This is a genomic window from Arthrobacter globiformis, from assembly GCF_003261175.1.
GTDB lineage: Bacteria > Actinomycetota > Actinomycetes > Actinomycetales > Micrococcaceae > Arthrobacter > Arthrobacter globiformis_A.
The window spans coordinates 23,002-46,984 of record NZ_QLNP01000007.1 but is presented as its reverse complement, the minus strand read 5'-3'; the positions used below and the strand labels follow the sequence as shown (position 1 = coordinate 46,984).

The following is a 23,983-nucleotide window of genomic DNA, read 5'->3' as shown; positions in this document are numbered from 1 at the left end:
TTGGCTGTTCCGGGCCGGTTCGCTGTTCCGTGCGGGCGATTTTTGCCCGGATGAAACAATGTTGGGGTGAACCCCCATGACTCGCTGATTCCGTTGCTGGGCCGTGGCCCGGACCCGGAGCAGCTTCGGCATGTCCGCACCATCCCGGCCCGCAACGCCGTGCACGAACCGTGGCCGGCCTGGGCTCACCCGGACCTTGTCACGGCCTACGGGAAACTCGGCATCCACCAGCCCTACCGGCATCAGATCCAGGCGGCGGACATTGCCCACGGCGGCGGACACGTGGTGATTGCAACCGGGACGGCGTCCGGGAAATCCCTGGCCTACCAGCTTCCGGCGCTGGATGCGATTCACCGGTCAGAACTACGCGTCGTGTCGGATCCCGGAAAAATCCACGACGACGGTGCGGTGACGCTTTACCTCTCCCCCACCAAGGCGCTGGCTGCTGACCAGCTCGCGGCCATCCGGTCCCTAAACCTGCCCACCGTCCGGGCTGAAACCTACGACGGCGACACCGACCAGGCCTCCCGCCGCTGGATCCGCGACCACGCAAACTTCATTCTGGCCAACCCCGACATGCTGCACTTCGGCATCCTGCCGAACCATGCCTGGTGGGCGGGGTTCTTCCGCCGCCTGCGCTACGTGATCGTGGACGAGGCGCACAGCTACCGTGGTGTCTTCGGCTCCCACGTGGCCAACCTGATGCGCAGGCTGCGGCGCATCTGCGCTTACTACGCGGCCGATGGCAACTCCGCCGGACCGGTGTTCCTCGCGGCGTCCGCCACCGCTTCCGAACCGGAAAAGTCCTTTGGCCGGCTCATTGGCGCCGCCGTCCAGGCAGTCTCGGAAGACTCCTCGCCCCACGGGTCGACGACGGTGGCGTTCTGGGAACCCGCACTCACCGAGGTGCGCGGCGAAAACGGGGCCAAGGAACGCCGGACGGCGGTGGCCGAGACCGCGGACCTTCTCGCGAACCTTGTCTCGTCACGGGTCCGCACCATCGCCTTCATCAAATCCAGGCGCGGCGCCGAAACCATCTCTTCCATCACCAAGCGGCTCCTGGACGAAGTCGACCCAAGCCTGCCGCAACGGGTGGCAGCTTACCGCTCCGGGTACCTCCCCGAGGAACGCCGCGCCTTGGAAAGGGCGCTGCGGACCGGGCAGTTGCTGGGCATTTCGAGTACTTCGGCCCTCGAACTGGGCATCGACATCTCAGGGCTGGACGCAGTGCTGGTGGCCGGCTGGCCCGGCACCAGGGCGTCCCTTTTCCAGCAGATCGGCCGGGCGGGCCGTGCCGGACAGGACGCCATCGCCGCCTTCGTGGCCAGCGATGATCCGCTGGACACCTACTTGGTCAATCATCCTGAAGCCATCTTCGATGTGTCCGTTGAGGCGACTGTATTTGATCCGTCCAACCCCTATGTCCTGGGCCCGCACCTCTGTGCGGCGGCCGCTGAGCTCCCGCTCGGCGTGGCCGAGCTGCCGCTGTTCGGAGCCACAGCAGAGAAACTCCTCGGGCAGCTGGTGGCGCAGGGGTACCTGCGGCGGCGCCCGGCCGGCTGGTTCTGGACCCACCCGCAGAGCGCGGCCGCAATGGTGAACCTGCGCGCCGACGGCGGCGGGCCGGTGAGCATCGTGGATGCCGACACGGGTTCGCTGCTGGGAACCATGGATTCGCCGCAGACGCACTACCAGGCCCACACGGGGGCCGTGTACGTCCATCAGGGCGCCAGCTACGTGGTGGAGGACCTCAACGAGGACGATCACTGCGTGGTGGTACGCCGGGCCAACCCCGACTACTACACGACTGCCCGGGACATCACGCAGATTGAGGTACTCGAGACCCAGCGGACGGAGCAGTGGGGTGATGTCACCGTGCACTTCGGCGACGTCAAGGTCACAACGCAGGTAGTTTCCTTTCAGCGGAAGGCCCTGATCTCTAATGAAGTCCTGGGCGAGGAACCCCTCGAACTGGGAGCCAGGGACCTGTTTACGAAGGCCGTGTGGTTTGTGGTGGAGAACCGGTCACTCACAGGCGCCGGACTCATCGAAGCGCAGTTCCCCGGAGCCCTCCACGCGGCCGAGCACGCCGCCATCGGACTGCTGCCACTGGTTGCCTCGAGCGACCGCTGGGACATCGGCGGGGTTTCGACCGCAATCCATGCCGACACCGGTGTGCCGACGATTTTCGTGTACGACGGGCACCCAGGCGGTGCTGGCTTTGCCGAGCGGGGCTTCGAGAAAGCCAAGGTGTGGCTCTCGGCCACGCGCGACGCGATCGAGGCCTGCGAGTGCGAATCAGGTTGCCCCTCCTGTGTCCAGTCACCGAAATGCGGCAACAAAAACAACCCGTTGGACAAGGACGCAGCTGTCACGCTGATCGGTGTCCTGCTGAAGGACGCGCGGGACGCGGCAGCGCCACAGGATTTCTGGGCGGACGCGGCGGCACCCAACGCGGTCTAGGGAAGGAACACGGTCAGGGTAACGAACGGCGCCTAAGTTAGGGCGGCGGTCCCGCCCTGGCACGGCCGGTGGCGACGCCGAGGAGGGGCCCGGCAGTCAGCTCGGTGCTGACTTCGACGGACTGGTCGCCTCCCGGGGTGCAGCTGGTGAGCTTTGCTTTGTGGCGGGCAGCCACCGCGGCAGCCACGAGGCAGGGCTCTCCCGCTGAAACGCCGCGGAGCGCGTCAGCCGCGGCCAAAGCGGCGAGGTCGGCCGCGGCGGCGGCCCTGGACGCCGCCGCCGACGCCTGCGCCAGCAGGAGGAGCAGTGACATGACCATGACAAGCACCATGCCGAGCCCCGCGGCCAGGACGGTGCCAGATCCGCGTTCGGATCCGACTTCCAGCACCGGATTCCTGCGCTGGCCGAGGCGCCGTTTGTGCCGCCGGTTCACAGGAGCCACCCGGCAGGAACACCGTGACCAAGCTCTGCCGGTGCCGCCCGCACCGCCTGCACAGTTCCGGGAGGCGGGGCCGATGATGCCGTTTCGCTGCGGGCCTCGGCCCTGGCGGTCAGCGTCCACGGCACCATGCGGCCCAATGGTCCCGCGGCCCGGTCGGACACTGTGACGCTCATCCATTCGCCGCCGGGCACCACTGCCGACGAGGCCGACGGGCCTGCCAGCTTCCGGACAATACCGTCGACGGCATCGGGATCCTCACCCCTCGCGAGTGCCCTGGCGCCGGCCCGGGCCGCATCCTCCAGCCGCAGCTGAGTGATCCCCGCCGCAGACCCCGCCAGCAGCATGGCCAGAAGCAGCAGGACCGCCGGAAGCGCGACCGCAAACTCAGCGGTCACCGCGCCGCGGGCCTTCCCCTGGCCGCGGCTGCCGGTTTCATCTCCGGTTGGGTTCCTGTGCTGCCGGCGGGACACAAGTCCGGCCGCCGTAAGGGTCTGCGGAGCGGGTGTCACGGCAGGGCCAGCGCCGTACGGATCAGGTTGAGCAGGAAGCCACGGACTTCGTCGCTTCGCAGGATGAACACCAGGATCCCGGCGAAGCCTACTGCCGCCAGCGTGGCGATGGCATATTCGGCAGTCGCCATGCCGGCTTCCGAGCCTGTAAGGCGCCTGCGTGGCCGTGGCTTCACCCGCGGGGCCATGCTGGCTCCCGGGTAGATCTCCAGCACATCGGCTTCTTCGGAGTCCTTGCGCAAGGGCCGGGCGGCTTCACCCGTGGTGTGGTGGTTGAGGGACATGAATTTTCCTTTCTGGAGTTCCGGCGAGTTGCCGGTGCATTCGACTCTCCCGTGCGCCGCCCGGACCGGTAAGGGTTGATCTTGCCTAAGTGGAAAAGAGACCAGATCGGCCGCTTGTGGAGGGAAAGTACCGGTGTATCCGCGGCGGCCGCACGGGCAGTCTGCCCGCCCGGCAGCGTCCAAATACGAGGCAGCGGTGATGCAGGGCAGCGCTACATCCAGCCGGGCTTCGCTGCGCGAAAAGACTCAGCTGCCTGAGGGGACTCAGCTGCCCGAAGGGATCAGGGCGAGCAGCACTGGAACGACTCCGAGGCAAATGAAGGCCGGCAGCGAACACAGCCCCAGCGGAACCACCAGCTTCACTCCAAGGGAGGCCGCGCGCTTCTCCGCGGCCCGGAAGCGTTCCCGCCTCATCCTGGCGGCCTGGGCATAAAGGATGGACGACGATGGCGCACCAGTCAGCGCGGCGAAGCCCAAGGCGTCGCGCAGGGCCAGTATTTCCGGCGAGCGCACGTCCGAACTCCGCCATGCCGTCTCCCAGTCGGCACCAATGGCCATGGCTCCTACTACCGGCCGCAGGGCGCGGACGTACTCGGGTGCGGCCGCGGCGGCCACCAGTTCCAAGGCTCGTCCAATACCCGCACCCGAATGGAGCATGGCGGCAATCAGCTCGAGCATCATGGCGATATCCCGCAATCCCGGGGACTGCCCTGCCCGATCTTGGGTGTCATCGTCCCCATTCGCAATACCGTCGCCCGTCGACCCGCCGCGCTTGCGGAGGAGCCCTGATCTGCCGTGGGCGGTTCGACTAAAAGCGAGGCCTGCGGCGGCAGCCAGTGCCAGGAAGATAAGGGCAGCAGCCAGAACTGATCCGCTCATCGGGCAGGTCCGGCGGTACAGCGGCGGGCCGCCTGGCGGGTCATCATGACGCAGCCTCGCCGGCCGCTGCCCGGACAAGCCTCGCGGACCAAACGCGGCCGGCAACGGTCAGTCCGATGCCCGCGACCAGCGCCGCCATCCCGAACGGCGTGCCCAGCAACATCGCCAGCGGGTCCACGCCTAGGCAGACACCCAGTCCCAGTCCCAGCAGAGGGAGCCAGGTCAGCAGTGCCACCGTCGCCTTCGGTCCGGCGAGCGCTGTCTGCCGGGCTGCTTCAGCGTCGTCCTCAACCTCCAGCTGAGCCGCAAAGCGCGTCAGGACGTCAGCCAGCGCGCAGCCGCTGGCGGCCGCTATGTCGAAGCAGGCTGCCAACTCAGCCCAGATCCGCGGCTCTCGGCCACCGGCTCCATGACGGGCGGGCGAACTTGCTGACCGTATTGCGTCCGCCACCGGCGCTCCCCGCACGGCCGCTCCCCGGGCGGCAGAGAGTACTGCTGCCGATCCGGGGCTGAGCCGTGGTTGCCGTGCATCGTCATCTGCGGACGCCTGCTCCACGTAAAGCTGCCACAGTTCGTCCCACAGGCGCGAAGGAGATCGGCCACCCTTCAGCAGGGCCGCCAGCTGCTGAACCACAACTGTCAGGGACACGGTGGTCTCCTTGCGGCGGCCCCGGGCGGGGCCCAACCCGCCCCGTCCCGTCGTGGCAGGCCTGCCACCGCGGCGAACACGGCCGTGTGTTGCGCCACCCGGGCCGAAGGCGCTGCGTGCGCGCCGAAGTGGCCCACGCCCGGGGGTCAGGATCAGCCACGCGGCAAGCGCCAGCATGCCAACAAAGACCACGGTCACGACGCACCGGGGACGGAGTCGCGGGCCAGGCCGGCAACGGGGACCGCGCCTGCCTCCAGGGCTAAGCCCGGATCCAGCGCCAAGCCCGGATCGAGTGCCAGGCGCTGGGCAAGGATCTCCCACGCCGGCCCGGGAACCGGCCTGCCGGCTGAAACGTCCAGGGCCACGGCGACGTCGAGGCCACCCGGCCGCTCCGCCAGGACGCCGATGCACGCGACATAACGTCCCTGCCTCGACCGGGCCACATGCACCACCACATCAAGGGCACTGGCGACCTGCAGCCGGACCGCATCCTGCCCAAGCCCGGCAAGGGCTCCGAGAGCGGTGAGCCGGGCCGGAACCGCACCTGCGGCGTTGGCGTGGATGGTGCCGCCGCCTCCGGTGTGGCCCGTGTTCATGGCGGTCAGGAGTTCGCGCACCTCGGCACCACGGCACTCTCCCACAATCAGGCGGTCCGGCCGCATCCTCAGGGCCTGGCGAACGAGTTCCCCGAGGTCCACGGCGCCACCTCCCTCGAGGTTGCCGTGCCGCGACTCCAGCGAGACCACGTGCGGGTGCACCGGGTTCAGCTCCGAGGCGTCCTCGATCAGGACCAGCCGCTCCCCCGGATGGCAGAGCCCCAGCAGGGTGGACAGGAGGGTCGTCTTTCCGGAGCCGGTTGCCCCGCTGACCAGGAAGCTCAGCCGCTGCTCCACCATGCGTTCCAGAACGCATTGAACCAGCGCCCCAAACATCCCCCCGTCCCGGAGCTCGTCCAGGGTGAAAACCTGTTCCCGCCGAATCCTGATGCTGAGCAGCGTGCCGGCCGCCGAGATGGGCGGCAGGACCGCATGGACCCGGTAGCCGCCCGCGAGCCGCACATCCACGCACGGCGATCCGTCGTCCAGCCGCCTGCCGCCCGATGCCACCAGCCTGGCGGCAAGGGCCCTGAGCTGGGCTTCCCCCGCGAAGGTTACGGATGTCCGTTCGATGCCGCGGCCCCTGTCCAGCCAGACGGAGTCCGGGGCGTTCACGAAGATGTCCGTGACCGACGGGTCCCGGACGAGGTGCTGCAGCGGCCCGAGGCCATTGAGCTCAGCACTGATGCGTTCAGCGGCGGCGAGGGAACCAGCTGTGCCGAGCAGCTTCCCGGTGGCCTGCACCGCAGCCGCCACCCGCGACGGGGTCACCGGCCCGGCGTCGGCCATGACCGACTCACGGACGGTCTCAAGAAGCCCTGCGTCCAGGACCCGGGCCGCACGCCGCCGCCCGGCAGTCTCCGCGAGCGCGGCGCGGGAAACCGATGCACCAGGAAAACCGGGGGCGGCGCGGCCGCCGGCATCGGCACCGGCCGGGGGCACTCCCAGATGAGCGCTCACTGGAGGTCCCCGGCCTGCAGGTCGCCGGCGAGGAGGCCCAGCACAGACGAGGCGAAACGCCGAACAGTCTTACGCCTGCCCTGGTCGAGCAGGCGGCCCAGTTCAGTGGCCGAGGCCGTCCCCCGCACCTCCGGCATCACTCCGTGCAAGGGGAGCCCCACGGACTCGGCCACCAGCGCGGCGTCAAGAGCAACCCCGGCCTTTCCCCTGATGACCAGGGCCGATTCGACCGGAGGAAGTTCCTGCAGCAGCCGTGCGGCGGCGACTGCAGCCTTCAGCTGGGCCGGTACGACGACGAGGAGGCGGTCGCAATCCCAGGCGAACGTGCGCAGCGGCTCGGCGTTGCGGCCGATATCGACAACCACCACCTCGTAGCCCCGCCGCGCGGCGTCGAGGACGTTTCCCACGGTAACCGGGTCCACGAGCGGCGGCCGTTCCCTGCTTCCGGGCCAGGACAAAAATGAGAACCCTCCGGCGACGGGTAAGGCGTCCGCGAGCTGCTGCGGGTCAATGCTGCCACTGGCATCGGCCAGGTCCGGCCAGCGGAGACCGGGGGACTCCTCCGCGGCCAGGGCCAGTTCGAGTCCGCCGCCCCAGGGATCGGCGTCGACGAGCAGGACCCGGGCACCGAGTTCAGCTGCGGCCTGCGCGAGCCACGCCGCCGCAGTGGTGGCGCCTGCCCCTCCGCAGCCCCCGGTGATGCCGAGCACCAGGCCTCCTGCCTCCGGTGAACGTGACCGGCTGAGGTACTCGGCCAGCCACGCGGCGGCGTCGGGAAGAACGGCGACGCGTTGTGCCCCCAAGGCGGCTCCCAGATGCCAGAGAGTATCCCCTTCCCCGCTCAGCCCGACGAGGACGGCGGGGGCACGGCGCCGGGGCGGCAGTTCACGGACATCGCTGCCTACCAGGACGTCGGCGGCGGAATCCCAGAATGGCGCGGCCTCCACAACGTCGTCCACCACCCGGAGCCGCCCTCCGGCGGCTGCAACAATCCGCTGCACTTCACCCCGCAGGAACTCAAATGCCGTGACCAGCAGGACGTCGCCGCCGTCAGCGGGGAGCCAGGTTCCGGGTTCAGTGCCGGTCAGTGACTCCACCTGCGCCGGTCTGGGCTGGGCCGCTGGCCGCCGGCTGCTCCAAGGCGCCGGTGAGGGTCCATCCGGGAAGCCGCGCGCCGGCCCTGCCCAAAGACCGTCGGCACCAGGCGCCGCAGCACCGGGCGGCTTGGCCTCTGGCGGCGCAGCATCCGGCAGCGCGGTGTCCGGGTCTGATGGGAGTCGCCGGTTCCGGGCGTGATGCCTGCTCATGCAGCAACTGTGCCCAAAGGACCGGCTGCCCGTTAGAGACGAGTGAGTGTATGTGGAAAAACCAGCCCTCGACTCGGACGAGGAAAGCCCGGCTCCCGTGGATGTCAGAGGCAGAGGACAGGAGCGGGGGCGGCGCGGACAGTCCGGTGGCACACGAGACGCTATGCACGGCGCCAACAGCGTGGCGACAAGGCAGAATTAGACATATGTATCTGTTGCTCGCCGCCCACCCCGACGGCGCAGCCATTCAGGAACTTACGGCCGAGGGCCTCCCCCACCCGGCCAATCCGGAGCCACGGGTCGTGAGCCTGTGTCCGCGAGCCCACCAGGAAGCCCGGCCACCCGCAGCGCCCCAGACCGCACCCCGAACCGACCCGCAGACCGGAGCGCAAACCGCACCCGGCAGCGGCACCGGGCTAGCCGCCCTCGTCCGCGAGCTCGAGAAGCGCCGCCCGCGCTGGATCTGGCACCGCACCCAGGACTGGTACCCGTCGCTGCTGGCGGCGGGCGTCGACGTGGAACGCTGCTACGACCTCTCGCTGTGCGGCGCCATTTTGGCTCATTCCGAGTTCACGGCCCACACTCCGTACGCGGGAAACGCTGAGAAACTCACCCAGGACGACGAGCTGCAGCCGCCCCGGCTGCTCCAGCCGCCCCCTCCGCCCGCGGACCAGGGAGCCCTCTTCGACGACCCGGGCACGGCAGCCCAACCGCGGCAGACCCTGGCCGAGCTGCGCGCCGAATATGCAGCCCAGCAGGAGGCCCTCGCAGCCGCCGGCGAACCAGACACCGCAGGTGACGGCAACCGGCGGCAGCGGCTCCAGCTCCTCCTCGCCGCCGAGTCGGCTAGCGCCTTAGTCGCGGCCGAAATGCAGCATGCCGGCGTGCCTTGGCGCGAGGAGCTGCACGAACAGATCCTCGCGGAGCACCTGGGTTCCCGGCCCCCACTTGGGCACCGCCCGGCCAAACTCGAGGCCCTGAACACCGAACTCCGGGGCCTGCTAAACGCGCCGTCGCTGAACCCGGACTCGCCGCAGGAGCTGATGCGAGCCCTGCACCGCAACGGCATCGAGGTGAAGTCCACCCGGCAATGGGAGCTGAAGGGATCCAGCCACCCGGCCATCGCGCCCCTGCTGGCCTATAAGAAACTGTCACGGCTGCACACCGCCAACGGCTGGGCGTGGCTGGACGCCTGGGTGCGGAACGGGAGGTTCCGGCCCGAATACGTGGTGGGCGGAGTGGTCTCGGGCCGCTGGGCGTCACGCGGTGGCGGGGCACTGCAAATCCCCCGCCAGGTCCGCGGCGCCGTGCACGCAGACCCGGGGCATAAGCTTATCGTGGCCGACGCCTCCCAGCTGGAACCCCGTGTTCTCGCCGCGCTCGCGCAGGATTCGTCCATGGCCGAAGCCGCCCGGGACCAGGATCTCTACGCGGGAATCGCTGCCAAGGGCTTCGGCGGCGACCGGGCCAAGGCAAAGATGGCCCTGCTGGGCGCGATGTACGGCGCCACCTCCGGGGAGGCGGGCCGGCTGATGCCGCAGCTGGCCAGGATCTACCCCCGTGCGGTGGGCTTCGTCGAGCGCGCCGCCCGCGACGGCGAAGCCGGCAGGACGGTCACCTCGCGCCTGGGGCGCAGCAGCCCGCCGCCGTCTGAACGGTGGTTCCTCAGCCAGCGCTCCACCTCGGCAGAGGAACAGCGCCGCGCGGACTCAATCGCGCGTTCCCGCGGACGATGCACCCGGAACTTCGTTGTCCAGGGTTCCGCGGCAGATTGGGCGGCATGCTGGCTGGCAGAATTACGACGCCGGCTGCGCACCATGCGTGCCGACGGTTCAGTCACCGGGGAACTCGTCTTTTTCCTGCACGACGAGGTGATGGTCCACGCCCCCGACTCCGCCGTGGACGCCTGCATCCGCGCCGTCGAGGACGCCGCCAACGCCGCCAAGGAGCTGCTCTTTGGCCCCATTCCGGTCGAATTCCCGGTGAGCGTCGCCGTCGTCGATTCCTACGACAACGCAAAGTAGCTGCCGACGCTCAGTCCCGGAGAATCGACCAGACCGAAACGGGGCACTTTGACGCGCGACTCGCCGGCCGCCGTCGTAATTCACGACGGCGACACCACCAAAGTGCCCCACGACGGCGTCGTTCGGCCCCGCCCGGGCCTACTTGGTGGCCGCAGACTAGCCCTTCCCCAGCGGAAACAAAAGTCACATCCGCCGCACAGGGAACATGGGGTTGTACTGAGTAATGTACCGGCGAGTAGTTCGCTTCGTGTGGTGTGGGCCACTACGCTCTATGGTGGCCGGGCAGTGGCAATAAGTTGGCCCGGCACGTGCGACGAAGCATCAGCAGGGGGTTTCCACGCCAATGGCGGGCAAGTTTGAAGTTCACCAGGACAGCGATCAGTCTTACAAATTCCGTCTCATCGATGGGGACGGAAACATCGTGGCAGAGTCGCCGCGGTTCAAGAGCGTTTCGGGGGTAGTGGCCGGCATCAACGCATTGCGCGAAAACGCCGCCACCGGCCTGGTGGTGGACCTGCGGAAATCGCAGCACTAAAACCGCAGTAGCGCCTAGAGGTCCAGAGGGTGAAGCCTGGTCCTGTCCCAGGGAACGGCCCAGCCGAGCTGGTCGAACAGTTCGTTCAGGATCATGCCCGTAAAGCCCCAGACCACCAGGCTGTTCACGTTGAACGCCGGGCTCTGAAACGTCTGGTTCATGCGCGTCACAGCAGCCATGGTGCGGTTCTCGGGGTCCAGCAGGTCGCGGACCGGCACCCGGAAGACCTGGGCGGACTCGCCGTAGTCCACCACCCGGACCGGCGACGGGGAGGCCCACCAGGCCAGGACCGGGGTAACCAGAAAGTTTCCGCGCGGGAGGGCCAGTTCCGGCAGGGCACCCAGTACTTCGACGCCGGACGGGTCCACCCCGGTTTCCTCCTCCGCTTCCCGAAGCGCGGCTTCCACCGGCGTCTCCCCCACGTGGATGCCGCCGCCGGGAAAGGCCACCTGGCCTGGATGGTCGTCGAGGGTGTGGGCGCGTTCCAGGAGCAGGACGTCCAAGTCGGCAGCAACGAGCGGCTTGCCGGAGGCTGCAGGCACGTCGTCCAGGGCGCCGAAAAGGATCAGGACGGCCGCCTTACGGGCAACGGACTCGTCAACGGTCAGCCTGCGCCAGTAGGGATTCCGGGCAGGACCGGTACCAGCCCTGATTGAATGGACGAGGTCCACCAGGTCCTGGCGCGCTGTCATGGCGTCCTCCGCTGCGATTCCATCCGGATCTCGGCGGCGCGGTGGGTCTCGGCCAGCAGCCTCGCCAGGAGCTCCTCGCTTCCGGGCGCCAGTTCGTACTTCAGCAGTTTCGCGGCCTTGGCGGGGTTCGTCTCGCCCGAGCCAAAGCTGGGGCACCAGTTGGCCACGGCACAGGCCCCGCAGGCCGGCTTGCGGGAATGGCACACCCTCCGGCCATGAAAGACCACGCGGTGGGACAGCATGGTCCAGTCCCGGGGCTCAAACAGTTCCGCCACGTCGGACTCGATCCGGACCGGGTCATCAGACTCCGTCCAGCCGAAGCGCCGCGCCAGTCGCCCGAAGTGGGTGTCCACCGTAATTCCGGGGATGCCGAACGCATTGCCCAGCACCACGTTCGCCGTTTTCCTTCCAACGCCCGGCAGCGTCACCAGGTCTTCCAGCCGCCCGGGCACCACGCCGTCGAACTCGTCCACCACGCGGTTGGCCAGCGCGAGGAGATTCCTCGTCTTGGCGCGGAAAAACCCGGTCGGCTTGATGATCGCTTCCAGCTCCGCGGTGTCCGCTTCCGCCATGGCGCGCGCGTCTGGAAAGCGGGAGAAGAGCAGCGGCGTGATCAGGTTGACCGTCACGTCCGTGGTCTGCGCGGAAAGCACGGTGGCTACGAGGAGCTCGAAAGGGTTCCGGAAGTCGAGCTCGGCGTGGGCGTACGGGTACTGCTCGGCGAGGGCCCGGTTGATCCTGCGCGCCCGGCGCTTCAGGGCCAGGGGCGACTCGCCCGAGCGGGCCCGCGGGCTGTCCCCGGGCCCACTTCCGGCGGGGAGGGTATCCGCGGGAGCGTCCCCGGAGACGCCCGCGGGAGCCCCGGCGGCCATGTCCGCGGGGGCCTCCCCGGACACGCCCGTGGGAACGTCCCCGGAAGCAGGTGCCACCGGGATGCCCGGCGTGCCGCGCCGGCGCGAAGCGGAATCGGCCACGGCGGCCGGCTAGCCGCGCTCGATATTGCTGAGGTCGCGCAGGACACCCACCCGGCCATCCGTGTGCTGGACCAGGAATTCGTCCCCGCGGTCTTCCAGTGCCAAGACCCAGCCTCCGGGTTCGATGCCGAACAGCGGTGCGCCGGTGCGCTCATCGACGGCAGTGCGGTGCTGGGCCACGGCAAACCAGAAGGCCTCGTGAACCTGCTCATGTTCGGACTCCTCCGGCCAGCTTGCCGGATCGACGGTGGCACCGATCGGTTCCTGCGACCGCACCTGCTGCTGCACATCCACCCTCGGGTGGACGGCGGTGGCAGGCGTGGCAGAGGCAGCCCGCGCAGCCTCTTCCGCAGCTTCACGCCCGGCAGCGCCGGACTTGCCTTCTGCGACGGGGGCTTCCGCTGCGGGCGCCCCGGTGGCAGCCGCCTCCGCTGCCGGCGCTCCTGCGGCAGCCGCCGGGGCGGCCGTGACTCCGTCAAGCTGGGTCTGCTCGGCTTCCGCGGTCCGCTGCGCGGCCGCGTCGGCTTTTGCGGACGGCACTGTACCCCCCTGCGCGGCCGCGTCCACAGTCTGCGCAGAAGGAACGACGGCGGCCTGTCCCGTTTCCGGCGACGCTGCAGCGCTACTCGCGGCGTTAGCGCCGGGCCACATCCCGGTGGCCGGCGCTGCGCCGGCGGTTCCTGCGCCGCCGTTCCCAGCACCGGCAGCAGCTGCACCGGCGGTTCCGGCAATGTCGGCTGTAGCACCGGGAATTACGGCACCGGCGGTGCTGGCCTGGGCGGCACCCTTGCCCGTCTGGCCGACCGCCGTCGCACCGTGGGAAACATGCCCGGAGGAAACCGGACCAGAGGAAACAGGGCCGCGGGCTTCAGGACCCGCTGGGACGGCGGCGCCAGCGGCAGCGGCGCCGGCCCCAGCACCCGCCGCAACAGCCCCCTTAGTGGAACCAGCACCCGGCTTGGCAGCGGCAGGCTTCGGCTCCTTGGGCGCTTTGGGCTTGCGCACGGGAACGGCTGAGTCCCGCGCCATAATGTGGGCCGGGGCGTCGGGGCGGTCCAGGAAGTCGCCGGCGAAGAACGGGATGAACCGGGCCAGCACAGTGGCGGCCAGCAGCACGAGGGAACCGATCAGGCCCACGAGCAGGCTGGGCGTGTAGGCGCCGGCAACGGACAGGAAGAAGAAGGCCACCGCGAACGAGGCCACCACGGAACCGAACTGGTCCACCGAAAGGGACCCGATGCGGACCTTCGTGTCGGGGGCGAGCCGGCGGGCCACAAACAACGCCGCAACAATGAGCGGCAGCACCACGCCGAGCCCCAGGAAGAACAGGCTTCCGAGGTTCCACAGGTTGTAGCGCACAGCGAACATCGGAATCAGGGATGCGATAAAGAGGACAAGGGTGGCCGCGAAGACGGTCAGGTCCCGGACGGTGAAAGGTCCGGCAACGGCCTCATTCCGCACACCCTGCTGCTTCATGAAATTCGGCGCCGCATTGTGTGCTTCCGGCCGCCCGGACGGTCCCGCCCCGAGCGGCGCCTGGCCCTGGCCCGGCTGAGCTGGGTCCTGCCGGGCCGGGCCCGGCTGGCCCTGGCTTTGCTGATTCATTCTGTTCTCCTTAGCGTGGCGGCGCCCGGACGGGTGTCCGCTGCGTGGTTCCGCCTTACGGCCGGAGCCTGACCACAAGCGGTCTGGCTGCATCCGGCCCCTGTCACGAGTCCATCTCAGCCTAGCCAAGTGGAGGGTGCTTCACTAGCTGACTGGCCGCGGTGCGGCGCGCTTACAGAAGCGGCACCGGCCTCCCACAGAACCATTCACCGCTAAATGGACACCGCTCACGGCTCCTCATGTGACGCCGCCCACGCGCGGATGCCGGACGCGCTAGTCTGGTCTCGGAACAGCTCTTTGCGGTTTAACCGTGACGGGCCGTTGCCCGACGCCGTGCAGCGGCGGGGCAGTGGCCGGGACCGGCGCACCGCGCAGGAAAGATCGATGAATGATGAGGTTCACCATGTCCCAGGACACCCCCGGCTCGACGGCCACCGCTGCCACCACCAGCCAGCAGGGCGATGCTCTTGAAAACCTGCTGCATGAGAACCGTAAGTTTGCTCCTTCCGAGGAGTTCGCCGCCGACGCCGTGGTGGGCGCCGACGTATACGCAGAGGCAGCAGCCGACCGGCCAGCATTCTGGGCCAAGCAGGCCCGCGAACTCCTGACCTGGTCCAAGGACTTTGACCAGGCACTGGACTGGTCCAACCCGCCGTTCGCCAAGTGGTTCGTCGGCGGCGAGGTCAACGCCGCGTACAACGCCCTGGACCGGCACGTGGAGAACGGCCTGGGCGACCGGGTTGCCATCCACTTCGAGGGCGAGCCGGGCGATTCCCGCTCCTACACCTACGCGGAACTGACCGAGGAAGTGAAGAAGGCCGCGAACGCCTTCGAGTCCCTGGGCGTGGCCAAGGGCGACCGGGTGGCCGTGTACCTGCCGATGATCCCCGAGGCCGTGATCACGCTGCTAGCCTGCGCACGGATAGGTGCGGTGCACTCGGTGGTGTTCGGCGGTTTCTCCGCCGACGCGCTCCGGTCCCGGATCGAGGACGCCGAGGCCAAGCTCGTGGTCACCGCTGACGGCACCTACCGGCGCGGCAAGCCCAGTGCCCTGAAAACCGCAGTCGACGCCGCCCTCGAGCAGGAGGGCCACACCGTGCAGAACGTCGTGGTGGTCAAGCGCAACGGCCAGGACGTGGACTGGCACGAGGGCCGGGACCACTGGTGGGCAGACACCGTCGGGGCAGCCTCCGCCGAGCACACCGCCGTCGGACACGACTCCGAACACCCGCTGTTCATCCTCTACACCTCCGGCACCACCGGAAAGCCCAAGGGCATCCTGCACACCACCGGCGGCTACCTCACCCAGACCGCCTACACCCACAAGGCCGTCTTCGACCTGCACCCGGAAACGGATGTCTACTGGTGCACGGCCGACGTCGGATGGGTCACCGGCCATTCATACGTCGCCTACGCGCCGCTCATCAACGGCGCAACCCAGGTCATGTACGAGGGCACGCCGGACTCCCCGCACCAGGGCCGCTGGTGGGAGATCGTGCAAAAGTACAAGGTCTCCATCCTCTACACCGCCCCCACCGCGATCCGTACCTTCATGAAATGGGGCCGGGACATCCCGGACAAGTACGACCTCTCCTCCATCCGGGTCCTGGGTTCGGTCGGGGAACCCATCAACCCCGAAGCCTGGATGTGGTACCGCGACGTCATCGGCGGAAACGGCGGCAAGCAAAACCCCGCACCGATCGTGGACACCTGGTGGCAGACCGAAACCGGCGCGCAGATTATCGCCCCCCTGCCCGGCGTGACCGCCACCAAACCCGGCTCCGCGCAGGTGCCCCTGCCCGGCATCGCCGTGGACGTCGTGGACGAGAACGGCGCGTCGGTCCCGGACGGGCACGGCGGCTTCCTGGTGATCCGCGAACCCTGGCCGGCCATGCTGCGCGGCATCTGGGGCGACCCGGAACGGTTCAAGGACACCTACTGGTCCCGCTTCGAAACCATGTACTTCGCCGGTGACGGCGCCAAGAAGGACGAGGACGGCGACATCTGGCTCCTGGGCCGGGTGGACGACGTCATGAACGTCTCCGGGCACCGCCTCTCCACCACCGAAATCGAGTCCGCCCTGGTGAGCCACCCGGCCGTGGCGGAGGCCGCCGTCGTTGGCGCCACCGACGAAACCACCGGCCAGGCTGTCGTCGCGTTCGTCATCCTCCGCGGCGATGCCGTGGACTCCGGGGACGAGATCGTCCAGGACCTCCGCAACCACGTCGGCAAGGAAATCGGACCGATCGCCAAGCCCAAGACCATCCTGGTGGTGCCCGAACTGCCCAAGACCCGCTCGGGCAAGATCATGCGCCGCCTCCTCAAGGACGTGGCCGAGGGCCGCGACGTCGGAGACGCAACCACGCTTGCCGACAACACCGTCATGCAGCAGATCGCGGCGTCCCTGAAGAAGTAGCGGAGCCACAGGAGGGCCCGCCCGGAGCGCAGTTCAGCGCCGGGCGGGCCCTCCTTTTTGCTCTCCTGAGGAGGTCCCGCCGCCGGAACCCCGCGTGTTCTTTTGCGATCTTTCCTGTTCCCTTTTGCAAGGTTATAGTCATTGATATGTGACAGATGTCACAAGGCTCCATCCCGGGAGAGATCATGGCAGCACATCCGGAAACGTCAACCACAGCCGGGCCGGCCCGGCGGACATTCCTCAAAACTATTGGCGTGAGTGCCGCCGGCCTGGCGGGCGTGCCACTGTTGGCGGCGTGCACCGGCGGCAGCGGACCGTCCGCCGGAGGCTCGGAATCCTCCGGCCTCTCGTTCGGCTCAGGTTCCTCCGACGAAGTTCCCAAGAAGGCGTACGAGGCAGTCACCGATGCCTTCACCCAGAAGACGGGCAAGACGGTCCGGACCAACGTGGTGCCGCACAACGACTTCCAGAACAAGATCAACTCGTACCTGCAGGGCTCGCCGGACGACGCCTTTACCTGGTTCGCCGGATACAGGATGCAGTTTTATGCCAGCAAGGGGCTTCTGGCACCGGTTGATGACGTCTGGGCCAAGATCGGGGGCAACTTCTCGGACGCCCTGAAGAAGGCGTCCACCGGCCCGGACGGGAAAATGTACTTCGTCCCCAACTACAACTATCCGTGGGGTTTCTTCTACCGGAAGAGCGTGTGGGCCAGCAAGGGTTACGAGGTGCCGGAAACCTTCGATGCCCTGAAGACCCTGGCGGCCAAGATGAAGGCCGACGGCATCATCCCGATCGGTTTTGCGGACAAGGACGGCTGGCCCGCCATGGGCACGTTCGACTACATCAACATGCGCCTCAACGGTTACCAGTTCCACGTGGACCTGTGCGCCCACAAGGAGTCCTGGGACCAAAAGAAGGTGACAGACGTCTTCGACACCTGGTCCGCCCTGCTGCCCTTCCAGGATCCGGCGGCTCTCGGCCAGACCTGGCAGGACGCGGCGAGAGCGCTGGCTGCCAAGAAGACAGGCATGTACCTGCTCGGCTCCTTCGTCACGCAGCAGTTCACCGATCCTGCGGTGCTGAAGGACATCGATTTCTTTGCGTTCCCGGAGATCGCCACCGAAGGTCGCGATGCGGTGGAGGCACCCATCGACGGGCTGCTGCTGTCCACGAAAGGCGGCGGGAACGCAGCTGCGCACCAGTTCATGGAATACATCGGCACCCCCGAGGGCCAGGACACCTACGCCTCGGTGGACGCCTCCAACATCGCCACGGCCAAGGGCGCGGACACCTCCAAGTTCACGCCGCTGAACAAGAAATGCGCAGACACCATCGCGCAGGCGAAGTCAATCAGCCAGTTCTTCGACCGGGACGCCCTGCCCGCCATGGCCAACAACGTCATGATTCCGGCCCTGCAGACCTTCCTCAAGAACGGCAAGATGGACGTCAAGAACCTTGAGGCGCAGGCCAAGTCACTGTACGCCGCCCAGTAGCAGCCGGGGACTCTCATGAGCGCAACAGCAAGAGACCTCGTCCCGCCGGAGTCCCGGGCTCCGTCCGGGACTCCGGCGAAGCGGGTGGGCAGCGGCAAGGTCCGCCGGCTCTCCAGACGGGACAAGGTGGTTCTGTCGCTCATGGTGGGCCTTCCCACCCTGATCCAACTGGTTTTCATCTGGCTGCCCACGGTGATGTCCGTCGGGCTGAGCTTCACGCGGTGGAACGGCCTGGCGCTGGGCGACATCAGGCCGGCGGGCGGCGACAATTACCAGTACATCTCGCAGGACTACCCGCCGTTCTGGCCTGCCATCCAGCACAACATGCTGTGGCTGGCGTTCCTGGCCCTGGTGGCCACCCCGCTGGGCCTGCTGCTGGCAGTGCTGCTGGACCAGCAGATCCGCGGCAGCAGAATCTACCAGAGCATTTTCTTCACGCCGGTGATGCTGTCCCTGGCACTGATCGGCATCATCTGGCAGCTGTTCTACCAGCGTGACAACGGCCTGCTGAACTTCCTGCTCGGAACCTCGGGGACGCCGCAGGCCGTTGACTGGTTCGGGGATTCCTCAATAAACATCTGGGCAGCCATGGTCGCCGCCACGTGGCGTCACGCGGGCTATGTCATGCTGCTGTATCTGGCGGGCCTGAAGGGCGTGGACCCCAGCCTGAAGGAAGCCGCCGCCATCGACGGCGCCAACGCTGCGCAGACCTTCTTCCGTGTGGTCTTTCCTGCCATGCGGCCCATCAACATCGTCATCGTCGTCATCACCATCATCGAGTCGCTGCGGGCGTTCGACGTCGTCTACGTCATTAACCGCGGCACCAACGGCCTGGAGCTCCTCAGCGCGCTGGTGATCCAGAACCTCGTGGGCGAAGGCCAGGTGATCGGCGTCGGATCCGCCCTTGCCGTGGTCCTGCTGGTCATCTCCCTCGTTCCCATCGTGTTCTACCTCAGCCGCACCTTCGGCAGGGAGAACAGGGCATGAGCGCCGCCGTCTCCCCCGGCACGGCCACGAGCCGGCCGGCAACCCGATCCGGCAGCAGGCCGAAACGGCATTACGGCACGCATATCTTCCTGACGGCCATGGCGGTCATGTGGCTGATTCCCCTGGTCTGGGCCGTGTTCACCGCCCTGCGGCCGATTGCCTCCACCAATGAGCACGGCTACTTCAGCCTGGCCGGCGACTTCAACTTCGACAACTTCATCCAGGCCTGGTCCCAGGGCGGTTTCGCCAAATACCTCTGGAACTCGGTGATCATCTGCGTCCCCGCCGTGCTGCTGGTGCTCTTTTTCGCTTCCATGATGGCGTTCGCCGTCAGCCGGGTCAGCTGGAAGTTCAACGTCACGCTGCTCATCATGTTCACGGCGGGGAACCTGCTGCCGCCCCAGGTGCTGGCGGCGCCGCTGTTCGAGATGGCCAAGCACTTCCAGGTGCCCTACTCCTTCAGCGACTCCGGCAACATGCTGAACACGTACATCATCGTCATCGCGGTGAACATGGCCTTCCAGATGGGATTCTGCACCTTCGTGCTGTCCAACTACATGAAGGCGCTCTCCGCGGACCTGACCGAGGCCGCACTCGTGGACGGTGCCGGGATCTGGCGCCAGTACCGGGAGATCATCATGCCGCTGTGCCGGCCGGCCTTTGCTGCCCTCGCAACCCTGGAAGTCATCTTCATCTACAACGATTTCTTCTGGCCCCTGCTGTTCATCCAGAGCGGCGACCGGCTGCCCGTCACCACCGCGATCAACAACCTCCAGGGCGAGTTCCTGAACAACTACAACCTGCTGGCGGCCGGCGCAGTCATCACGGTCATCCCCACCCTGATCGTCTACCTGCTCCTGCAGCGGCAGTTTGTTGCGGGCCTGACTCTTGGTTCCAGCAAGGGCTAGGCGATGATGGGCAGTACCAGGTTTCGCCTACTGAAAGGATCCCGATGCTTCCCGCGGCCCGCCACCAGTCCATAGTGGACGCCGTCCGGCGCGAGCGGGTGGTCCGCGTGTCGGATCTGGCCCAGCAGCTGGGCGTGTCCCTGATGACGGTGCGCCGCGACATCGAGATGCTGGAGGAGAGCGGGCAGGTGGAACGGATCCACGGCGGTGCCAAGCTGCCCGGGGATGCCAGCACGCATGAGCCCGGGTTCGAGCTGAAGTCCACCCAGCTGACCGCGCAGAAGCGCGCCATTGCCCTGGAGGCCGCCGCGCTGGTCCACGAGGGCATGGCGGTGGCCCTGAGCGCGGGCACCACCACCTGGGCGCTGGCCAAGGAACTCGCCAACGGCCCCCGGATCACCGCGGTGACCAACTCGGTGAAGATCGCCGACCTCTTCCACCATGCCTCGGCGGGGTCCGGGCGCCACGCCTCCACGGTGATCCTCATCGGCGGCGAGCGCACGCCGTCGGACGCCCTCGTGGGTCCCATCGCGACGGCGGCGCTCCGCCAGCTCCACCTGGACCTGCTGTTCCTCGGGGTGCACGGCATGGACGCGGATGCCGGCTACACCACGCCCAACCTGCTGGAGGCGGAAACCAACCGCGCCTTCATCGCAGCGTCCCGCAAGGTGGTGGTCCTGGCGGACCACACCAAGTGGGGCACGCAGGGAATCAGCACCATCGCCAAGCTCGAGGAGGCCGACGAGGTGATCTGCGACGCGGGCTTGTCCCCTGACGCCCAGCGGATCCTCCGCGACCGGGTGGGCCGGCTGAGGCTGGTGTAATTCGTCCAGCCTTACGGGCAGCCGCAGGACTGTCGGACCAGGAGCTTTGTCGGAAAGACGCGGTGCTGGGCCGGAGCGCCCCGGTCCGCGCCAACAAGTGCCCGGACCGCCGCCTCGGCCATGTCGCGCACGGGCTGCTCCACCGTGGTCAGCGTCGGCCAGGAGTACTCGGCGTCCTCCGAACCGTCGAAGGAGACCAGTGCGATGTCCCCCGGGACGGACAGGCCTGCCTCGTGGAGCGCGCGGAGGATGCCGATGGCCTGCATGTCAGAGCTGGCGAAGATGGCGGTGGGCCGGTGCCCCGACGCCAGAAGCCGCTGCCCTGCCGCGTAGCCGCCAACCCGCGTGAAGGCGCTGCGGGCAATGGGGCCCTCCGGCAGGCCGGCATTCCGAAGCGCCTGCACCCAGCCCTCTTCGCGGGCGTCCGCTTCGTTGCCGGTGGTGGTGCCCATGGCCAGGCCGATGTTGGTGTGGCCGTGGCTGATCAAATGCTCGACGGCGGTGCGGGCCCCCTTGGCCAGGTCCACGCCCACCGTGGTGACGCCGGCCGAGCTCCCGCTGTGGCTCAGGAGCACGGACGGGATCTCAGCGGCCTCCAGGTCGGCCAGCTCAGGTTCGAACAGGACGCTGGCAAGCACCACGCCGTCCACCTGCCGGGCTGCCAGGTTCCGGATGTTCCGGCGCTCCTTGGCGAGGTTGCCATCCGAATTGGTCAGCACCAGGGCGTACCCGAGCGCCCCCGCCGCGTCTTCCACTGCGTGGGCAAGCATCGAGAAGAACGGGTTGCTGTTGTCCGGAATGACCAGACCGATCGTCTCGCTGGACCCCAGTTTCAGGGCCCGCGCAGCCGCGTTGGGGCGGTAGCCCAGCTGCCGGATGGCTTCCTGGACCTTCGCCTCGGTGGCGGGTGCCACCTTCTTCGGCCCGCCATTCACTACGTAGCTGACGACGGCGGTGCTCACCCCGGCGTACCGGGCAACATCCTTGCGGGTCACCTGGGTCCGCGGGGCGGGCGCTGCCGGAATGGTCATAGTGTCCATGCTAGCTACAGCACGTCCTGAACCGTGGCCGGAGCGTCGCCGAAGTCGCGGATGGGCAGCCGTTCGCCGTTCCGCCGGGCGGACTCGTGGGCCACGATGCCGGGCAGGGTGAACCTTGCGGCCGTCCAGGCGTTGACCGGCGGCAGGGACCCCGTGTTCACGGCCGTGACAAAGTCGTCCACCAGGAACTGGTGGCTGCCTTCGTGGCCGTTGGGGGCACCGCGGAACTCCTCCGGCAGCCTGCTGCTGTCATGCACCGGCGCCAGCCCGGACACAAAGGCGTCCCGCAGTTCGGGTGCCACGTTTGCGAGCGACGGATCGTCCAGGGACACGCTGGGCCGGGACTCCACCTGCTCAGAGATGTCATGGACGTTGGCCTTGTCCTGCCACACCGTCACCTTGGCCAGCTGCTCAAAGCTGGCCTCGGTGCCGAAGAACCGGAAGCGGGACTCGCGGATATGCGAGGGATAGCCCACCCGGCGCATCTCGTTGGTCCGCATGGCACCGCCGTCGTTCAGTTCGAAGAGGGCCGTGGCGTTGGAGAAGTCGTTCCCGAACATGCTGATGTCCTTGTCGAACACCCCGTCCTGACGGTCGTCCTTCACGCCGACGCAGCTGACGCTCACCGCATGCGACGGCAGGGCGCCGAGGACACCGCCGATCGCGTGGGTCGGGTACAGCATGGGCGGGTAGCTGGCGGTTTCCTTCCAGCGCTCCCCGCCGCTGTACTGGTAGGCGTCGTAAAAGCCCAGGTCCATGTCGTGGACGTAGTCGCCTTCGGAGTAGAACACCCTTCCGAACCGGCCGGCCGCGTGCTGCTCGCGCGCATACACCGTGGCCGGGTTGTAGTAGCTGGTCTCACCCATCATGTAAACGTTGCCGGTCTCACGGACGGCGTCGATGATTTTCGCGATCTCGTCCTCGGTGACGGCCATGGGCACGGCCGAGTAGACATGCTTTCCGGCCCGGAGGGCGCGCTCCACCAGCGGTCCGTGGGTCCACCGCTGCGTGAAGATGGCGACGGCGTCGACGTCGGACGCCAGCAGTTCATCGAAGGTGCCAATGGAACCGGCTAGGCCGTACTGAGCGACCGCCTCGGCCGCGCGGTCCGCCCGCTCGTCCACGACGAAGACCTCACTGACCCCGGGGTGGAGCTTGAAGAGATGGGCGAACTGGCCACCGAACTGCCCCACCCCGACTACACCGATTGAAAACGTCATTGTTCCTGCCTTCCTAGGCATGGTCGGCACCGTCTTCCGGTGCGCGCACTTGTTTACGCCACAGTCTTACAGTGGAATCTACTCGAGTCAACGTCTACAACGCTGCAGAGATTAAAGTCAGTAATCAAGCGGAAAAACACCTTGCACCCCACTGTCTACTCGCGTAGATTTGATGGCGATTGTTAGTTCCATCACACACCCAGGAAGGGTCGATGATGACCACCCTTACTAAGAACCCTGCAGCCAGCAGCGATCAGCGTTCGGCGCGGCCCGGCAGGATCCGCCGAGGCGGCCTCCGCCGGTACGGCGACCTCAAGATCGCACTCTTCTTCATTGCCCCGGCAATGATCGGCTTCGTCCTCTTCTACGTGGTGCCCACCATCCGGGGGATCTACCTGAGCTTCACGGAGTACAACATCCTCGGCGACCCGGAGTGGGTGGGCCTCGACAACTACGCAGCGATTGCCAAGGATCCCCTGTTCTGGAATTCCCTGGCCGTCACAGGGCAGTACGTCCTCATGAACATCGTGCTCCAGACGGTCCTGGCCCTCGGCCTGGCCCTCCTGATGGACAGGGTGGCCAAGTCCACCCTTGTCCGGGGCGCCCTGCTCCTGCCGTACCTGATGTCCAACGTCATCGCGGCACTGCTCTGGTTCTGGATGCTGGACTACCAGATCGGCATCGTGAACCAGTTCATCGAATGGGCAGGCCTCCCCCGTGTCGCGTTCTTCGGCAGCGAGGAGTGGGCCATTCCCACGCAGGCCCTGATCAACACGTGGCGGCACATGGGCTACACCGCCCTGCTGATCTTCGCCGGCCTCCAGGCCATCCCGCAGCACCTCTACGAGGTGGCCAAACTGGATGGCGCGTCACCGTTCCAGACCTTCCGGAAGATCACCATGCCGCTGCTTCGCCCGGTCCTGGTCCTGGTGCTCGTCGTCACCGTGATCGGTTCCTTCCAGGTCTTCGACACCGTGGCAGTGACCACGCAGGGCGGACCGGTCAACGCCACCCGCGTCATCCAGTACTACATCTACCAGCGCGCCTTCACCGAGTCGGATTTCGGCTACGGGTCCGCCATCGCCGTCATCCTCTTCCTCATCCTCGCCCTCGTTGCCTTCATTCAGATGAAGTTCCTCAAGGGCAACGAGTCGGACCTGGACTAAGGAGTCC

The 23,983-nt window shown here is 67.6% G+C and carries 21 protein-coding genes; 9 read left to right on the top strand and 12 right to left on the bottom strand.

Translation table 11 applies throughout. The annotated features are described in order from the left end of the window. Nucleotides 1-66: 66 nt before the first annotated feature. Nucleotides 67-2,463, top strand: coding sequence for a DEAD/DEAH box helicase (locus DBZ45_RS00990; protein WP_111902119.1), 2,397 nt, complete (start codon nucleotides 67-69; stop codon nucleotides 2,461-2,463). A 37-nt stretch (nucleotides 2,464-2,500) separates the two neighbouring features. On the opposite strand, the gene DBZ45_RS00985 is transcribed toward DBZ45_RS00990, so the two are convergent. The 7 genes from DBZ45_RS00985 to ssd form a co-directional block, all read right to left on the bottom strand. Next, nucleotides 2,501-2,905: an Rv3654c family TadE-like protein gene (locus DBZ45_RS00985; RefSeq protein ID WP_440130484.1), complete on the bottom strand. Its 405-nt coding sequence runs from the start codon at nucleotides 2,903-2,905 to the stop codon at nucleotides 2,501-2,503. Further along, the gene (locus DBZ45_RS00980) at nucleotides 2,893-3,300 is read right to left on the bottom strand and encodes a TadE family type IV pilus minor pilin (protein WP_223256862.1); all 408 of its coding nucleotides are present in this window, start codon (nucleotides 3,298-3,300) and stop codon (nucleotides 2,893-2,895) included. Before DBZ45_RS00980 ends, DBZ45_RS00985 begins: the two co-directional genes overlap by 13 nt. Nucleotides 3,301-3,410: 110 nt before the next feature. Beyond that, on the bottom strand, nucleotides 3,411-3,698 hold the full coding sequence (locus DBZ45_RS00975) for a DUF4244 domain-containing protein (protein ID WP_111902117.1): 288 nt from the start codon (nucleotides 3,696-3,698) through the stop codon (nucleotides 3,411-3,413). 264 nt (nucleotides 3,699-3,962) lie between these two features. Further along, complete coding sequence (locus DBZ45_RS00970) at nucleotides 3,963-4,577, bottom strand: type II secretion system F family protein (protein WP_111902116.1); 615 nt, start codon at nucleotides 4,575-4,577, stop codon at nucleotides 3,963-3,965. Nucleotides 4,578-4,620: 43 nt separating this feature from the next. Next, nucleotides 4,621-5,226, bottom strand: coding sequence for a hypothetical protein (locus tag DBZ45_RS00965; RefSeq protein WP_440130483.1), 606 nt, complete (start codon nucleotides 5,224-5,226; stop codon nucleotides 4,621-4,623). Between the two features lie 194 nt (nucleotides 5,227-5,420). Next, a complete protein-coding gene (locus DBZ45_RS00960; protein WP_111902114.1) occupies nucleotides 5,421-6,782 on the bottom strand; it encodes a TadA family conjugal transfer-associated ATPase in 1,362 nt (453 codons plus the stop codon). Continuing rightward, nucleotides 6,779-8,089 carry a septum site-determining protein Ssd gene (gene ssd, locus DBZ45_RS00955; protein WP_317616938.1) on the bottom strand — a complete coding sequence of 437 codons (1,311 nt, stop codon included), beginning with the start codon at nucleotides 8,087-8,089 and terminating at the stop codon, nucleotides 6,779-6,781. Before ssd ends, DBZ45_RS00960 begins: the two co-directional genes overlap by 4 nt. Before the next feature lie 206 nt (nucleotides 8,090-8,295). Here ssd and DBZ45_RS00950 point away from each other — a divergent pair, with 206 nt between their 5' ends. Beyond that, the gene (locus DBZ45_RS00950; protein ID WP_111902113.1) at nucleotides 8,296-10,113 is read left to right on the top strand and encodes a bifunctional 3'-5' exonuclease/DNA polymerase; all 1,818 of its coding nucleotides are present in this window, start codon (nucleotides 8,296-8,298) and stop codon (nucleotides 10,111-10,113) included. A gap of 343 nt (nucleotides 10,114-10,456) precedes the next feature. Further along, entirely contained in the window at nucleotides 10,457-10,648 is a 192-nt protein-coding gene (locus DBZ45_RS00945; protein WP_111902112.1) for a YegP family protein, read from the top strand. A gap of 14 nt (nucleotides 10,649-10,662) precedes the next feature. Here the strand turns inward: DBZ45_RS00945 and DBZ45_RS00940 are convergent, their stop codons facing one another. From DBZ45_RS00940 to DBZ45_RS00930, 3 genes are read right to left on the bottom strand one after another with little or no spacing between them, the layout of a single operon-like run. Then, nucleotides 10,663-11,340 carry an NUDIX hydrolase gene (locus tag DBZ45_RS00940; RefSeq protein ID WP_111902111.1) on the bottom strand — a complete coding sequence of 226 codons (678 nt, stop codon included), beginning with the start codon at nucleotides 11,338-11,340 and terminating at the stop codon, nucleotides 10,663-10,665. Beyond that, nucleotides 11,337-12,314, bottom strand: coding sequence for an endonuclease III (gene nth, locus DBZ45_RS00935; RefSeq protein WP_223256861.1), 978 nt, complete (start codon nucleotides 12,312-12,314; stop codon nucleotides 11,337-11,339). The genes DBZ45_RS00940 and nth overlap by 4 nt, the downstream gene beginning before the upstream one ends. 9 nt (nucleotides 12,315-12,323) lie before the next feature. After that, nucleotides 12,324-13,919, bottom strand: coding sequence for a hypothetical protein (locus DBZ45_RS00930; protein ID WP_111902110.1), 1,596 nt, complete (start codon nucleotides 13,917-13,919; stop codon nucleotides 12,324-12,326). Nucleotides 13,920-14,322: 403 nt separating this feature from the next. On the opposite strand from DBZ45_RS00930, the gene acs reads away from it, so the two are divergent. The 5 genes from acs to DBZ45_RS00905 all read left to right on the top strand — a co-directional run bounded on the left by acs (nucleotide 14,323) and on the right by DBZ45_RS00905 (nucleotide 20,550). Further along, nucleotides 14,323-16,335: an acetate--CoA ligase gene (gene acs, locus DBZ45_RS00925; protein WP_111902174.1), complete on the top strand. Its 2,013-nt coding sequence runs from the start codon at nucleotides 14,323-14,325 to the stop codon at nucleotides 16,333-16,335. Nucleotides 16,336-16,520: 185 nt separating this feature from the next. Then, nucleotides 16,521-17,831, top strand: a complete 1,311-nt coding sequence (locus DBZ45_RS00920; protein WP_111902173.1) for an ABC transporter substrate-binding protein — start codon at nucleotides 16,521-16,523, stop codon at nucleotides 17,829-17,831. A gap of 15 nt (nucleotides 17,832-17,846) precedes the next feature. Further along, nucleotides 17,847-18,818 (top strand): carbohydrate ABC transporter permease, encoded by a 972-nt coding sequence (locus DBZ45_RS00915; RefSeq protein WP_111902109.1) that lies wholly within the window; start codon nucleotides 17,847-17,849, stop codon nucleotides 18,816-18,818. After that, nucleotides 18,815-19,726, top strand: coding sequence for a carbohydrate ABC transporter permease (locus DBZ45_RS00910; RefSeq protein ID WP_111902108.1), 912 nt, complete (start codon nucleotides 18,815-18,817; stop codon nucleotides 19,724-19,726). The genes DBZ45_RS00915 and DBZ45_RS00910 overlap by 4 nt, the downstream gene beginning before the upstream one ends. A gap of 44 nt (nucleotides 19,727-19,770) precedes the next feature. Then, nucleotides 19,771-20,550: a DeoR/GlpR family DNA-binding transcription regulator gene (locus DBZ45_RS00905; RefSeq protein ID WP_111902107.1), complete on the top strand. Its 780-nt coding sequence runs from the start codon at nucleotides 19,771-19,773 to the stop codon at nucleotides 20,548-20,550. An 11-nt stretch (nucleotides 20,551-20,561) separates the two neighbouring features. Here DBZ45_RS00905 and DBZ45_RS00900 read toward each other — a convergent pair whose 3' ends face one another. Then, complete coding sequence (locus DBZ45_RS00900) at nucleotides 20,562-21,581, bottom strand: LacI family DNA-binding transcriptional regulator (protein WP_111902106.1); 1,020 nt, start codon at nucleotides 21,579-21,581, stop codon at nucleotides 20,562-20,564. Between the two features lie 14 nt (nucleotides 21,582-21,595). Beyond that, nucleotides 21,596-22,810, bottom strand: coding sequence for a Gfo/Idh/MocA family protein (locus DBZ45_RS00895; protein WP_111902105.1), 1,215 nt, complete (start codon nucleotides 22,808-22,810; stop codon nucleotides 21,596-21,598). Between the two features lie 215 nt (nucleotides 22,811-23,025). Between DBZ45_RS00895 and DBZ45_RS00890 the strand changes: the two genes are divergently transcribed. Then, nucleotides 23,026-23,976, top strand: coding sequence for a carbohydrate ABC transporter permease (locus DBZ45_RS00890; protein ID WP_111902172.1), 951 nt, complete (start codon nucleotides 23,026-23,028; stop codon nucleotides 23,974-23,976). Nucleotides 23,977-23,983 lie beyond the last annotated feature (7 nt).